Genomic DNA, 14,055 nt, shown 5'->3' on the forward strand with positions numbered 1-14,055 from the left:
GTGGTGTGGCGAGAGAACTGGGGAGGTGGGGCGGGCCGCGGGTCTCACCGGCTCGCGGTCTCGGTCTGGCGACGCTGCGTGATGGCCCGCACACGCCCGACCACGAGGCTCGCGGCCACGATCGACAGGACGGCGCCGCCGCAGAGCCAGAAGGCCGCTGCGCCCGATCCGCCGGTCAGGGGGAGCGTGTACGCGCGCCGATCGCTCACGGTGATCACGTACACGCCGTCGTCGGAGAGGGAGACCGTGACCGGCCCGGTCCCGGACGGGCTCGTCAGCGTCACAGCGCCCTGGTCGCCGACCTTGAAGCGCACCGGCTCCGCCAGAAGCTGGTAACCCTCGGGGGCCTGAACCTCCTGGAGCCGGTAGACGCCCCGCTCGAGCGCACCACTGACGAAGATGCCCGTGTCCGTCTGTGTCAGGTCGACGCTCGTGCCGTCCGCGTCGTTCAGCAGCGCGAACTGCGCCCCGTCGAGTGCGACACGGTGTTCGTCGACCTTCGCGACGTAGACGTACCGCACCGGGTGCTCGGTGGACGGACCGTCATCCTCGCCCGTCTTGACGATGACGTTGCGCAGAGTGTGGTCGCCGCCGGTTGGGGACTGCGTGGCCGGCTTGACCTTGACCGAGTAGCTGACCGTCGCGTCCGCGCCCAGCGAGCCCGTGATGCGCACGTCGCCGTTCTCCAGACGGGTCACGCTCAGCCCGCCGTCCCTGATCACCTCGACGAAATCGGCGTCGTCGAGCACGTCGGTGAGGCGGTCGGTGTAGTCGACCGCGGCCTCGCCAGTGCCGTCGTGGTCGAACGCAAGCGTGTAGGTCACGACCTGCCCGGGACCGACCACGGTCCCGGTCGTGGGGTTGGCGGTCTTCGCGACGGTGACCGTGGCTTGCTTGTCCGAGACGTCGCCCTCACCGTCGCCGCCCGCGCCCATGCGGATCACCTCGCTGGGCACCTCGTCCGTCGTCCGATCTGTGGTGATGAGCGCCGAGTTCTCATAGACGTCGAGGTACTCGGTGACTTGGACCGTGTACGTCAGGACGGCGATGAACTCCTCGGGGACGTCCTTCACCGTCACCGTGAGAGTGGCGCTCTCCGGTGCGCAGTCGATCGTCGTCTCGTCCTCCTTCGGGTAATCCGTCGCGAGGTAGTCGCCCGTATCGGGGTCGATCTTGTAGTAGACGACGCTGGGGGCGTCGGCGTCGTCGGTGTCGTGACAGACGTAGGCCTGTCCTTCTCCGAGCGTGTCTTTGAAAGTGACGGTGTCGAATGGACCCACGGGCGTCTTAACGACGTAGTCGATGTAGTCGCCCTCGCCGCCGTAGCCCTCCTCGCCCCGCAGGTGGCCGTACTTGGTGGCGCTCAGGTCGGCTGGGCCGCCCGTGCCCGGCCCGCCGGGGTCCCCCACGATGATCGTCGTGGTCGTCGAGCCCACGGTGAAGGTGAACTCATCGCCCTTCTCAGCGTCGTCGGAGATCCGGACCCAGAAGCGCGCTGTGCCACGAACGTTGGTGTGCGTGGTGACGTAGTCCGAGAGGGTGAACACCGCTTGGCCATCGTCGACCACAGCAGTCGCGACGAGATTGCCCGCCCCGTCCCTGAGCTCGAACGCCGTGGTGATCAGCTCCAGCGCACCCGGCAGTGCGAGTGCGAACGTGTCACCGGCTTCCGTGTCGTTGGGGACGGCCCACTGAAGGCGGAGCTCGACCGACTGCCCGGGCAGCGGGTTCATGGGGGAGACGGTGAGGCCGGTGATGGCGTCGTCGATCGGCTTCGCGCCCGCGGGCGCGGGCAGCACGCCGATCACCAGGACACCCACGAGCAGCGCCACTGCCGCACACGCCACGAGCCGGGTCGCGGAGCACGCCCGCCCCAAGGTGACTCTCATCTGTCGTGGTCCTTCCCGCTCGTCGATGACCGCACCGGAGCTACCTGCCGGTGACCGCAGGAGAGTGTGGGTCGGCCTCGGGGCTGCGGAGAGCGAGTTGTCAACCGGAGCCGCCACGCCGGGCAACAGCGCGCAGGCGCCGCGAGGGACGAACGCGCTGGTCAGGTGGCTCGTGACGGGTGATCGTCGTCGCGTGGCCCGTGTCGTGGAGTGCTCAGCATCCGTCAGGGGGGAAAGTCACCACGTGTCATGACTTGCGCAATTCCTGCCGTAGAAAAACGCTTTCGCGCCAGGCGTGCCAGCCTCCGACCGTGCATGACTATGGCCTCAACCCCCGCCCTCAACCCGACCGCGAGCCCACGAGCCCGGACGGCGCCGGTCTGCGACCGAGTCCCCACCCCGCCACGATGGTCGCCCCGACCACGGCCGACCGGCGCACCGTGATGCGCCTGACCGGGACGCCCGGTCTGGCCGCGTTCGGCGGCGTCGCGCCCACGCGCGGTGAGCGCGAGGGGTTTCGTCTGACCGCCGCCATCTCGCGCTTCAGCGCGCTCGCGGTGACCCACACACGCCACACAGCGGTCACGACGCTGCGCGCGGGTGACAACTTCGGTTGGCCGCACCGCGCCATCCGACTGCTCATCGTGCTCGAGGGCCGGATCACGTTGCGCGCCCCCGACCGCTCGGTCCGCCTCGGCGTGGGCGGCGGCGCTCTCCTGCACGGCTGGGCCGAGTACCTCTATGAGAGCGAGGGAACGGTCGCCAGCGTCCACCTCGACGTCGGCGTCGAGGACGCACCCTTCGCCGGCTCGCTCCGCCATGTTCCGGCGATGCAGTGGCCCGAGGGCTATCCGGTGCTGAGCGCTGCCGGCGCCGCCCTGTATGAGATCGTGCGCCGCGACGAGGGAGGCATCACCACCGCGACCCGCAACGCCATGGAGCGGCTCGCGCAATCGACCCTGCTCTCGGTCCTCGCCTCCCCGCTGGAGAGCTCTGCGTCCGAGCCCGAGTCCGAGATCGGCCGCGCCCGCGTGCTCGAGCACATCGCGACCCGGCACACGGACCCCGACCTGACACCCGCCGTCATCGCCGCCGACCTCGGCATGTCCATGCGGTCACTGCAGCGCCTGTTCACCGACACAGGCATGGGCGTCGCCGGGCACATCGCCGCGGCACGCCTCGAGCACGCCCTCGCCCTGTTGAGCGATCCACTCCTGACCAGACTCAGCCTCGCGCGGATCGCCGCCAGGTCCGGGTTCGGCTCCAGCGCACGCATGGCACGGGTGGTGAGCAAGGCCACGGGCCTGCGCCCCGCCGAGCTGCGACACCAGCACACCTCACATGGCCCCTGAGCGAACCCATCGGTGACCACAACAATCGCCGAAGGCCCCGCGACATGGCCTGCTCTCGAGGTGTCGCGCAGCGGCGAGCGGTGAGCGCGGGCGCCTAGTCTGCGTCCATGGTGAGGACAACGAGGCTTGAGACCCTCTCCGACCTCAGCGGTGCGTCCGGCGCTTTTCCGGTCACGTTCTCCTTTGAGGGCTCCGCATACACCGTCGACGTCACGGATGCTGAATGGGCGACCCTCTCCGGGGTGCTCGACCCGTACATCAAGGCGGGCCGTGAAGTCACCGCCGCAGGCAAGGCTTGCCAGGGGAGGTCTCAACCTGACAGCGCCCAGCCGAGGTGCGCGCTTGAGATCTGGTGCTGGTGTCCGCGCTGCTACGGGTGGGACTTGTTTGCGTAGTCGTCACGCGCTTGCGCCGGCGTCCGCCGTGCTGGACGCGCGCACGTATCTGACCAGGTAGGCCAACGCCGCGCCGTAGCCCGCCACGGCCACCGCCACGATGGCCTTGGCGCTGTGCTCGCCGGCGTTGAGCGCGTCGTTGACGTGACCCAACACCGGCAGCGAGTACCAGACCCGCGCCCGCACCTGATAGTCGTGGACAGGGGCGTCGAGCATCGAGTTGTTGTCACCCTGGGTGACGAACACGGATCTGTCCTCACCCGTCGATGACGCATAGCTGCGCACCTCGCAAACTCGGTGCATGACGAGTGTGGCGTCGTTGGGGTTGGGAGCGAAGAGGATCACATCCCCGACGCCCACGTGCGAGGTGTCGTTGACCTCGCGGATCTGGCCCGGGCTCAACGTCTCGAGCTCGTGGGCGGACACGCTCAGCGGCATCGTCGGTCGAACGACCGCGAGCGACCCCACGGGCATGGCCGGCGCCATGGAGTTCGACAGCACCGTCAACGGCACCGCGCCCGCCAGATGGGGGACCGCGATGGTCAACGCCGTGACCAGCAGGACGAGCAGGAGCGTCCCATAGGAGAGCCCACGCACCACCGCGCGCACCGCGCGCACCGGGTGCTCCTGCGTTCGTGCGTCTGCGCCTGTGCCTGTGCTAGTCGAGGCCTGGGCCTGAGTCGCCATCGACGTCCACCTCCCGCCTCGGCTCATCTGCGGCCACATCTTGGCGATGCAGGAGCAGGTCATCACGGTCACCGTCGGCGTCACGGTGGAGGTCGCCTGGCGCAGTCCCAACGACGTCCACGCCAGCGGGCTCCTCGACTGCTCCTGTCGATCGGGCGACGGCCTGGTCGTTGACCAGGACGCCGACGACATACGCGGCGAGGACGTTGTGCTGCTGTGGGTCCATCAGAGCGAGCGCGAACCAGCCGTCTCCTCCATCAACGACATGCTTGAAGAACTGCTCGGTGAAACGCCCGTTGACCGTGATCTTGTGGGTGTATTTCGGCTCGTCTTTCAACGGCGCCGTGCTGCCTTCGGCCTGGACGATCGACTTGGCGGGCAGAGACCGCGCCTCGTTGAAGGTCAGCGTCCATACGGGACGGCTCGCCCAGAAGTAGAACGGGTTGAGTGTGAACTCCCGTTCTTTGAGGCTCGTTGCTGACGTGTAGACCTCGCCGACGTAGACACAGGTGTCCCAAGGTCCCTTGAGGCCGTTGGAGACCTGCATCGTCGTGCCCGTGAGGTCCGCGCACTCGCGGGGGAGGAGGTCCTCATGCTCCGACGAGGCCCGGACCGTGACGTGGCCGAGGTCGAGCGCCCGCTCGTCGGTCCACGTGCGCCCTGAGTCGAGGCGGATGACCATTCCCGTCAGGTCGATGACGCCAGAGGTCTCCGTCGGCAGACTCTCGGACACGTGGATCCGAAGGGCAATGGAGACCCTCTGGCCGCCGTCGTCCACTGCGACCGAGTGATCGCCGGTCACCGCGACGGACGCCAGACCCTTGAGGTCCGGCCCGACTACGGCGCCGACCATGTCAAGGGTCGGGCGCATCGTCGTCCCCGTGACCTTGACCGTCGTTGGGACCGTGACGGTCAGCTCGTCGCCCTGACGCAGAGCATCCTGTGACGGGTCGAACGCGGCGCCTTGTCGGATCCAGGCCGGGCTGCCGACCTCGGCGATCCTCACATCGCCGGTGGAGACCGACCCCAACGACACCGGGGAGGGAGATGACCAAGAGGCCCGCGCAGGCGTCGACGCGGTCACCAGCACAGCCGGCACGAGCAGTGCCGCCGCCCACGCGCGCAAGGCTGTGCGCGTCACGAGCATCCTCCTATCCATGGTGGTTCAACGCGCATGTGACAGCCCCGCCGAGGACTGTTTGCTCGGTTCGGGGCTGTCAGCCGCAGGTCAGGACTCAGTCTTCGAGGGAAGAGCCCCGTCGCGGCCGACCTGCTGGAGGTTCAGGACGATGTCCTCCGTCAGACGCACAGCGTTGGCGATGCCCTTGCCCTCGTTCGGCAGCTCACGTGAGAACGCGACAGTCACGGTCACGGCGACCTCATCGCCCGTGAACCCGGCTGCGCCGGAGATGACCCCGCGATCGTCTGCCCCGGTGACCGACGTCCTCACCGTCACGTAGTCCGCGATTTCGTTCTTGACAAGAGACTCACTGAACTTGTTCTGGACGTCGAGCCTGGCCCACAGGTCAGTGCCGGTGACCGTGATCTCCGCCGAGCCCGTCCACGTCAGGACGTCTCCAGGCGACGCCAAGAACTTGCCGATGTCATCAATCTCCTGGTTGACGGTGCCGTCAGCCTCGTCGGTGAGCGTCCATCCATTGCCGACGACATTGCTGATGGCCAGGTTGCCGGTGGCGAGAGAACCTCCCTGACTGGCGACTCTCCCCGTGTCGTTCCACAGGGCGAACGCCCCGAATCCCCCCATAAGGACCGCAGTGGCCGTAGCGGCGCAGATGGCGCCGCGCAACGCCAGACCCGAACGCCGATCGCTCTCAGTCTTGCTCATCATTCAGTCCGCCTTCATGTCTCGGTGGACAGCGGACCAAGAGATCCGCGCGCGCCCCGTCAACCCGGCATGGGGGAGGGATGCGAGTCCGGTCGGGGCGTGAGGCCGACTTCATGGTCAGCGAACGCTCAACAACGTCAAACAGTCCTGCCGCTTCTCTGGGTCAGAACGGTCGCGACTCTACAAGGGCAGTTGTGACGAGGTCTCGCTGAGGTCACGTCGTTGGCGCACAGCGACCCAAAGTTCGGCGGATCCAGCCCCGGCGCGCGCGCCAGCGGCGAGGGCCGGCGTCGTCCTACTCGCCGTGGCGTCATCGGCCGTCTCGACCCTGACGCCCGGTACCAGGAGCCCCGAATCGGCGTCCGGGTGGACGGCGCGGCCGAGGGAGGCTGCGCAGGCAGTGTGTCCAGCCTGCCAGGTTGGGTCCTGCCGAACTCAATCCGGATTCCGCCTGACAGACGTCGTATATGGCTGATCTCGCTCCCCAGCCCGCAGACGTCAACGCCCGTACTGTGCTGTACGGGGTGCTGCGCAACACCGGGACCGAGTGTCCGCCCATCAGGCGATCGACGCCGAGGCCCAGCGGTGGGAGTCGGTGGCCCAACTCGCCGCGGAGTACGACGAAATCGCCGCAACCGCGCAACCCGGCCGCTGGGAGCAGGTCCTGCGCACCTCGGGCCTGAGCCAGCAGGAGGCCGACAGCGTGCTCTCCTCACCGGCGATGGGGCCATTGGCTGCGGCGGTGCGCCGCGCCGGGGCCCGCGGCCTGCGCGCCGAGGACCTCGTGCCCGACGACGTCGTGGCCGTCCTGGCGCACCGCGTCGAGGCGCGCACTACCCGCCACCGCGGCCGGGGCGGTGGCCAGGTCATCGCGGGGCTCCTCCCCGAAGCGCTGGGCGTCGACGCCCCGGAGATGGCCGAGGCGCTGCGGCGGCGCGGCGACCTGATCGAGGAGCGTGCGAGAGACCTGGCCGAGGCCGCCGTGGCGAGCCGTCCGCCCTGGACGCGGCCGTTCGGCCCGCCACCGGCCGACTGCGTCGAGCGGCGGCGGTGGCTGCCGCCCAGGCCGTCGTGGCCGCCTACCGCGACCGGTACGCGACGGTCACCTCTGCCACCCCACTCGGCGCCAGGTCGGAGTCGGAGGCCCAGGCGCGTGACGCCGACCGAGCGGCGGCCGCGCTCGCCACACTCATCCAGCACGCGCCCGGCCGGCGGCCCTCCACGACAGGCGTCGCGCGCGGCGCCGGCCCAGAGCCTGGCCCGCTGAGGCGGGGGCCTGTGCTGCTGGCGGACAGGCGCGCGGCGTCGTCGCCGGTGAACGCGACCAGGCGCGGTGTGCCCGCCTCACCTTCCTCACGACGGGCCGCACGGGCCGGCCTCGGGACAAGGAGGGCGACGATGGTCGCGTTGGCAGTCATCGCGGGGATGTGGGTCGCGGCCTGGGCCGTGACGTGGGTGCGGGTCCTCTTGCGGGTCATCGGACCAACGAACTGGCTCGACACGTACATCCACACCCGGCGTGGCATGAGGTGGGGCCTGGCCATCTGCTGGCCGGCCGCCGTCGCGTGCGCCATGGCCGGCCACCTGATCGAGGTCAGCGGCACGCGCGGCGAGTACGCGACCTGGCAGATCCTGCTGTGGGCGCTGCTGTGGTACGACGCGCTCAAACTCGCGCGCATGGGCGTGGTGTCCGTCGTGCTGCTGATACGAGCACGGTTCCGCAAGTGGCATCAAGCCCGCGAGTGGCGCCAAGCCCGCTCGGCGCGCCGGGAGGCGGAGCGGCCGGGCGTCGAGGACGCACTTGGCGGCACGTAGCGCGACCGGCATGGGGAGCGCGCAGACACGTCGGGCCGCGCTCCCGGAGCAGGTGGCTGACCGGGTTCACGTGCTCAACGAAGCCGTCAGCGGCTTCTGACACCATCACCCCATGAGTGCGCAGAGTCCAACTGGCGAGGTGCGGCGGGCGCTGCTCGCTCCAGAACGGGTGACGACGCGGGAGGAGGCGCTCGACCGTCCCTCGCCCGTACCGGCAGCGCCGGGCGTCTACGCCTGGTACTTCGACCGCGCGCCCGCGGGTGTGCCGTTGGCGGGGACGAGCGAGACCGAGTTCGGCCACCTTCTCTATGTGGGAATCTCCCCAAAAGGCGCCCCCGACCAACGGCAGCCCGCCGACACGAGTAGACAGAGCCTCCGGACCCGAATCAGATATCACTTCCGCGGGAACGCCGCCGGCTCCACGTTGCGCCTCACGCTCGGATCGCTGCTCGCTGAGGAGATCGGCGTCGAGCTCCGGAGGGTCGGTTCGGGTGCGCGGTTCACGTTCGGCGTCGGCGAGGCAGCCATTTCGGATTGGATGGCGGAGCACGCCCGGGTGTGCTGGTTCGTCGACGACACGCCCTGGATCAGCGAGTCGAGACTCATCTCGGAACTGGTCCTGCCACTCAACCTCGACCAGAACCGGCACAGCGGCTTCCACACTGAGCTCTCGAAGGCCCGGCGCACGCAAAGAGATCAGGCTCGGGCACTGCCCATCGTGCCCCGCTAGTGGCCCGTCTCTGAAGTCTTCTGACGGTTGGCCTTCGTGAGGATCTCGTCGGCGGTCTTGGTCCAGATGAAGGGGTGGGAGCGGTCGTTCCATCCGTCGATGAAGGCGCGGATCTTCGCGTTGAGTTCCTTGACGGACTTGAAGACGCCGCGGCGGATGGCCTGTCGTTCGACGATGCCGAACCAGACCTCGACCAGGTTCATCCAGGAGGCGTGCGTGGGCGTGAAGTGCACGGTGACGCGCGGGTTGGCCTCCAGCCAGGCGCGCACCTCGGGGGTCTAGTGGGCGGCGTAGTTGTCCATCACCAGGTGCAGGTCCTGGTCGGGGTAGGCGCGGGCGACCTGGCGCAGGAACGCGAGGAACTCCTGGCGGCGGTGCCGCGGTTTGAGTGCGCCGGTCACCTTCCCGGTCGCGATGTCCAGCGCCGCGAACAGGGTCGTGGTGCCGTGGCGCACGTAGTCGTGCGAGCGGCGCTCAATCAACCCGGGCTGCATCGGCAAGATCGGCTGGGTGCGGTCCAACGGCTGGATCTGGCTTTTCTCGTCAACGCACAACACGACGGCGTTCTCGGGCGGGGCCAGGTAGAGGCCGACGACGTCGGTGACCTTCCCGACGAGCTCCGGGTCGGTGGAGAACCGGAACGACTCCGCCCGCCACGGCTGGACCCCGTACGAGCGCCACGCCCTGGCCACGGTCGCCGGGGACACCTTCAGCCGGGCGGCGAGCAGGCGCGAGGACCAGTGCGTGACCCCGAGCCGCTTCGGCGGCGCGGTCAGCGTCGCCGTCACGATCGCCCGATGATCGATCCGCCGTGGCCGACCCGAACGAGGCGCATCACCCAGCCCCGCGAGCCCCGACTCCTGGTACCGCTCACGCCACGTCAGCACCGTCGGGACCGACACTCCTACCATTGCAGCGATCCGCGAGTTCGCCACCCCCTCGCCCGCCAGAAGCACGATCTGGGCTCGCCGCACCAAACCCGCCGGCGCCGTCGTCGACCTCAACCACCGCTCCAACTCCGCCCTGTCACCAGCACGAAGAGTCAGGCCAGGAGCAGGTCGATTCGCCACACCCCATGGTCCCAAACACGTACCATAAAGTCACTTACGACACGCGACACTAGTCCGTGCTTGGAGTCCGTTCACGCTTGAACTGATCGACCGCCATTAGGTACTCCTCGTCCCGCTGCGCGATGAAACGGTGAGACGTGACAAGCAGGCAGACTGCCCCTGCGATCATGCATAGGCCCGACAAGATGAAGAGGGCCGTGGAGTCGCGATCCGAGGGACCCCAAGAGTCGACAGCGGCTACGGCGGCGATCGTGCCTAAGACGAGGCCGGCGAGCGTCAGTATCCATCCTGCGGCCAGAGTTTCTGCCGCGCGCCCAACCGCTCGTGGCCAGTAGGGCGACGGTGATGGAGCCTCCCCTCGGCGGGCAGTTCCTTGCGGTCGAGGCGCTGCGCCGGACTCCGCGTTCGGCCAGAGCTCCTCCGCTCCTACGCCGAGTAGACGCGCTGCGGCGCCGCGGTTGCCTGGCGACGGCGTCACGTTGGCTGAGATCCAGAGCACGACGGCCTGCGGAGCAGCTCCGATCAGGCGCGCGAACTCATCCACCGTGAGCCCCGTGCTCGCGATTGCCGCTCTCAGTCGATCGTTCGTCATGCCGCCTCCCAGCAGTTCAGGTCCCGCCCAGATCGTAGGGATCGGGACCCGCCCCGAACGTGAGATGCGGCATTTGTGACCGGGTGAAACCCACTTCTCAGAGTCCACCGATACTGTCACCTGTGCCGCGGCGTCGGTATCCAGTCGAACCGACCGAGTTCGCGCGTGTTTCCGCCGTAGGCATGAGTTCCGCCTCGGTCGACTCGCGTGAGCAACGGAGGCTCGCGGCATCCGCTCGCCGAGTCCATGCCCTCAGGTCGGTGATCATCACCGGCGCCGAGCGAAGCAGTGCCACCGCCGTCCCGAACGGCAGCGTCCGCAGCGCCTCGGGCGGCATGATCGGAACCCGCCGTGTCGATCGCTGCGTCGACCGCAGCCCGTCGGCCCCTACGGACACGGAGTCGGTGACCTCGTCGCGTTCGCCGATGAGTGCCGACACGTCCTGGAGATCCTTCGCGACCGACCCACCCCCGAGAAGCACCTTGACGATCGAGGAGTCCCAGATCGTTCCGGCGTCGTCGATGCCCCACTTGGAGCGGGCCTGCGACATCGACTGCAGCACGGGCATGGTCGTGATGCCGGACCCTCCGCCGTCGGACATGAGCTGCGGCAGGGACGGAAGCGGCGCGAGGTTGCCGATCTCGTCGAGCGCGAGCAGCAGCGGTGGATCGAGGCGCTGCTTCGGCAGCGTCGACGCGGTGCGGCGGGCGACCTCGACCAGATCCTCGATGAAGGCCGCGACGAGCGGCCCGGCGCCTGCGGCGCCGCCCGCGGTGCCGAGCAGGTACAGCGTGCCCCGCTGGGCGATGAACGCGGCGGGGTCGAAGTCCTCGCCGGGGCGGGGTGTGACCGCGTCCATGACCTGCGGGTCGGCGAGGCAGTCGAGGGCGAGGGAGACCCCCATCCACACGGAGTCGCGGGTGCGGGGGTCGGCGTGGATCTCGGTGGACAGGGCGTCTGCCCAGCCAGGTGCGGCGTCGCGGTGGGACGCGAGAATCTGGACGGCGGCCTCCGCGGCAGCGGGGGAGAGGGACCAGTCGTAGAGGTCTCGGGCTCCGAGCCCGGCGAGGGCGGCGGCGTGGAGCATCCCTTGCAGGGTGGTCTTCGTCTTCTTCTCCCAGAACCCGCCCGAGTCGGTCCCGCCGCCCTTCTGCAGCCCGGTCGACGCGGCGAACCCGTGCGCCCGGGCCATCGCGGTCTGCGCGCGTTCGCAGCCACGGACCGGCGACCACCGCATCGCCGACGTGATCCCGCCGGCGAGGCCCTGCGGGTCGAAGACGGCGACAGGGCCGACGCGCTCGCGCGCCGCGATGGTGATGGCGAGGTTGTCGGGGCGGGTCGAGGTGGTGACGACGGCGCCGGGGGCGTCGAGGATCGCGTTGATGACGAGGTGGAGGCCCTTGCCGGAGCGGGGTGGGCCGAGCACAAGGGTGGAGTCCTCGACGGAGGTCCAGATCTCGTGGCCGCGGCAGGTGCCGAGCAGGTAGCCGAGGTCGGTCGCCTTCGCGTGCTGGAGGGAAGGGCGCAGGTCTCGCGCCCGTTTGAGGAGCTGCCGCTTCGATGCGGCCTTGCGCACGTCGGCGGCGGTCGCGGTCCCGGGCTGGTGGTGTGGGTCGCGGTGGGTCGTGCTGGCCTGCTCGTGGAGCAGCCGCCATGCGCCCCAGGCTACGCCGGCGGCCGCGAGAAGGAGGGCGACGACGATGGCCCAGTACGTGACGGCGCTCAGTGAGGGCGTGCCGAACGCCGCTCCCGGTCGCCCCGGTTGGCGGACGACGTCGATGGCCGCTTCCAGGCCGCCCGACGGCGAGGGCGCCCCGCTGAGGTGTGCGGCCATCGAGGCGGCACCGCGGAGCAGCCCCGCGAGCGCGACGGCGCCGACGAGGAGTCTGAGGCCGAGGTTGAGCAGGAGGTCGTTGCCGCCTGCGGTCGTGCGTGGGCCGGTCATCGTTGGTCGCCGCCGAACGGGTCGGCCAGGACGAGGGTGCCCGACGTCTGGCCGAACAACACCAACGGTCCCGGGCGGTGGCTCAGGAGTCCGGTCGGCAGGCGTAGGGATGCGGTGCCGTCGTCGTCGGCGACGTGGCGCGTGACGATGACGGCGAACGCGACGTGCTCGCCCGGGAGGAAGCCGTCTCCGGTCAACCCGAGGACGACGCCGTCGTCGGAGACGTGGAACGGTGTGGTCGCCGACGACGTCGGTGTGCCCGATGGTGTCCCCTCCTGGTGGTGGACCTGCCCTGCGGGCGGGACGGCGTCGCCCGCCGCGCCCGGTGCTGCGGACTCCGCAGGACCAGCCAGGCTCGGTGCGGTGTAGACGTCGTCGGGCGTGACGACGTCCGTGGACGACGGGAGGTCGCCCTCGGTGACCCGGACCTGGAGCGCAGTGTCGCGGGCTCGGGCGAGCTCGATGATCTGTGCGCGCAGGGTCGACCGGTCGAGCGGGGTCGTGGACTCGAGGCGGACGCCGTCGACGGTGACGGTGAACTGTCCGTCGTCGGGGATCGTGACCTCGACCAGAGGCAGCGCGATCGGTGGCGGAGCGGGACGTTCGCGGGTCTCGTGGCGGATCATCGGGACACCACCTCACGGGTTCGGCCCGTCGCACGCTGCGTCGTCGGGCCGTTGCGGCTCGCGCCGCGCTGGCGGGTGTGTCCGTCGCGGTCCAGGCCGGGCGGGAGGCCGTTGCCGACCTGTGCCGTGTCGAGCTGGCCGAGGATCGTCGTCGCGGTCTTGGCGACGCGGTCAAAGGTGCGCATGACCGTCTCGACCTGGTCGCCCGGGACCGACGACGCCCACGTCGCGACGTACGGGACCGTGTACCGGGAGGTGTCGACACCGTGGGCCCCGAGCACGAGCGCGGCGGTCGACTCGGCCTCGACCTCGACGATGCCGCGATGCATGGTCGCGTCCTCGGCGGAGGGACCGTGAGCCAACAGGTGCGCGAGCTCGTGCGTCAACGTACGGGCAGCGGACAAGGGCTCGACATCCGTGCGGACCTGGACGGTCTTGGTCAGGTAGTTCGTCAGACCGTTCGCCCCACCGATCTCCGCTGCGGAGCCGACGAGCTGGAGGTCGAAGCCGTGGGCGGCGATCTGGGCGGCGATGCCGTCCCAAAGGCTCTCGGGTGCCTGACCCGTCAGGAGGACCGGTGCGGGGAGCGGTTCGACCGGTGCTCCTTCCGTCTGGCAGATGTCGAAGACCCGGCCAACCTTCGTGTTCACGAGCCTGCGCTTGAGTACCTCGCCGGGCGCGAGCCGCTCCCAGTTGCCGAGGCGACGCCACGTCGCCTCGGGGGCATCGGGGTACTCGGCGGTGTAGCGGCCGAAGACGGGCAGGCGGATCACGAGGCCGTGCTGACCCTTGATGACGGTGCGGCCCAGCGAGTTCCACTGCTTGATGCCGGCGACCATCGTGGGGGTGTCCGTCGGGACGAGGCCCTGCGCGTGCTGCTCGGCGAGGCCCACGCAGATCAGCACGCCGTTCATCGCCGAGTAGGCCCGGAGGCGAGCGCTCACCATCAGGGCGCGCATCCACTCCTCACCCGTGACCAGTGCGCCGACCGCGGTGGCCAACTTCTCGTGCAGGAGCTTCAGGTGGGATTCCTGCTCGATCCGCATGCTCTCATCGGTGGTGTACATCTCGCACTTCCCTTCCTGCGATGGGAGGTGCGAACTCGTCA

12 protein-coding genes and 1 pseudogene are annotated in these 14,055 nt (G+C 69.5%); 5 read left to right on the forward strand and 8 right to left on the reverse strand.

The genetic code is table 11. The features are described 5' to 3' along the window. Positions 1-44: 44 nt before the first annotated feature. The gene (locus tag EV386_RS05055; RefSeq protein ID WP_130412902.1) at positions 45-1,889 is read right to left on the reverse strand and encodes a DUF7927 domain-containing protein; all 1,845 of its coding nucleotides are present in this window, start codon (positions 1,887-1,889) and stop codon (positions 45-47) included. Positions 1,890-2,296: 407 nt separating this feature from the next. Here EV386_RS05055 and EV386_RS05060 point away from each other — a divergent pair, with 407 nt between their 5' ends. Further along, positions 2,297-3,241 (forward strand): helix-turn-helix transcriptional regulator, encoded by a 945-nt coding sequence (locus EV386_RS05060; RefSeq protein WP_130412903.1) that lies wholly within the window; start codon positions 2,297-2,299, stop codon positions 3,239-3,241. A gap of 107 nt (positions 3,242-3,348) precedes the next feature. Further along, positions 3,349-3,636: an Lsr2 dimerization domain-containing protein gene (locus EV386_RS05065; RefSeq protein WP_130412904.1), complete on the forward strand. Its 288-nt coding sequence runs from the start codon at positions 3,349-3,351 to the stop codon at positions 3,634-3,636. 3 nt (positions 3,637-3,639) lie between these two features. Here the strand turns inward: EV386_RS05065 and EV386_RS05070 are convergent, their stop codons facing one another. The 3 genes from EV386_RS05070 to EV386_RS05080 form a co-directional block, all read right to left on the reverse strand. Further along, a complete protein-coding gene (locus EV386_RS05070; RefSeq protein WP_130412906.1) occupies positions 3,640-4,254 on the reverse strand; it encodes a S24/S26 family peptidase in 615 nt (204 codons plus the stop codon). Positions 4,255-4,294: 40 nt separating this feature from the next. Then, positions 4,295-5,470, reverse strand: a complete 1,176-nt coding sequence (locus tag EV386_RS05075) for a hypothetical protein (protein ID WP_130412908.1) — start codon at positions 5,468-5,470, stop codon at positions 4,295-4,297. Between the two features lie 81 nt (positions 5,471-5,551). Further along, positions 5,552-6,130, reverse strand: a complete 579-nt coding sequence (locus tag EV386_RS05080; protein ID WP_165399850.1) for an alternate-type signal peptide domain-containing protein — start codon at positions 6,128-6,130, stop codon at positions 5,552-5,554. 586 nt (positions 6,131-6,716) lie between these two features. Between EV386_RS05080 and EV386_RS05085 the strand changes: the two genes are divergently transcribed. The 3 genes from EV386_RS05085 to EV386_RS05095 all read left to right on the forward strand — a co-directional run bounded on the left by EV386_RS05085 (position 6,717) and on the right by EV386_RS05095 (position 8,714). Continuing rightward, positions 6,717-7,436, forward strand: coding sequence for a hypothetical protein (locus tag EV386_RS05085; protein ID WP_130412912.1), 720 nt, complete (start codon positions 6,717-6,719; stop codon positions 7,434-7,436). 131 nt (positions 7,437-7,567) lie between these two features. Then, a complete protein-coding gene (locus EV386_RS05090; RefSeq protein ID WP_130412914.1) occupies positions 7,568-7,984 on the forward strand; it encodes a hypothetical protein in 417 nt (138 codons plus the stop codon). Positions 7,985-8,096: 112 nt separating this feature from the next. After that, positions 8,097-8,714 (forward strand): GIY-YIG nuclease family protein, encoded by a 618-nt coding sequence (locus tag EV386_RS05095; RefSeq protein WP_130412916.1) that lies wholly within the window; start codon positions 8,097-8,099, stop codon positions 8,712-8,714. Here EV386_RS05095 and EV386_RS05100 read toward each other — a convergent pair. From EV386_RS05100 to EV386_RS05115, 4 genes and pseudogenes are all read right to left on the reverse strand, one after another. Continuing rightward, positions 8,711-9,784, reverse strand: a pseudogene (locus EV386_RS05100) (IS630 family transposase). The gene EV386_RS05095 and the pseudogene EV386_RS05100 sit on opposite strands and share 4 nt — an antisense overlap. A 689-nt stretch (positions 9,785-10,473) precedes the next feature. Further along, complete coding sequence (locus EV386_RS05105) at positions 10,474-12,321, reverse strand: type IV secretory system conjugative DNA transfer family protein (RefSeq protein ID WP_130412918.1); 1,848 nt, start codon at positions 12,319-12,321, stop codon at positions 10,474-10,476. Continuing rightward, positions 12,318-12,947, reverse strand: coding sequence for a hypothetical protein (locus EV386_RS05110; RefSeq protein WP_130412920.1), 630 nt, complete (start codon positions 12,945-12,947; stop codon positions 12,318-12,320). The genes EV386_RS05105 and EV386_RS05110 overlap by 4 nt, the downstream gene beginning before the upstream one ends. Beyond that, complete coding sequence (locus EV386_RS05115; RefSeq protein ID WP_130412922.1) at positions 12,944-14,014, reverse strand: zincin-like metallopeptidase domain-containing protein; 1,071 nt, start codon at positions 14,012-14,014, stop codon at positions 12,944-12,946. Before EV386_RS05115 ends, EV386_RS05110 begins: the two co-directional genes overlap by 4 nt. Positions 14,015-14,055: the final 41 nt, after the last annotated feature.

Source organism: Xylanimonas ulmi (assembly GCF_004216535.1).
GTDB classification, from domain to species: domain Bacteria; phylum Actinomycetota; class Actinomycetes; order Actinomycetales; family Cellulomonadaceae; genus Xylanimonas; species Xylanimonas ulmi.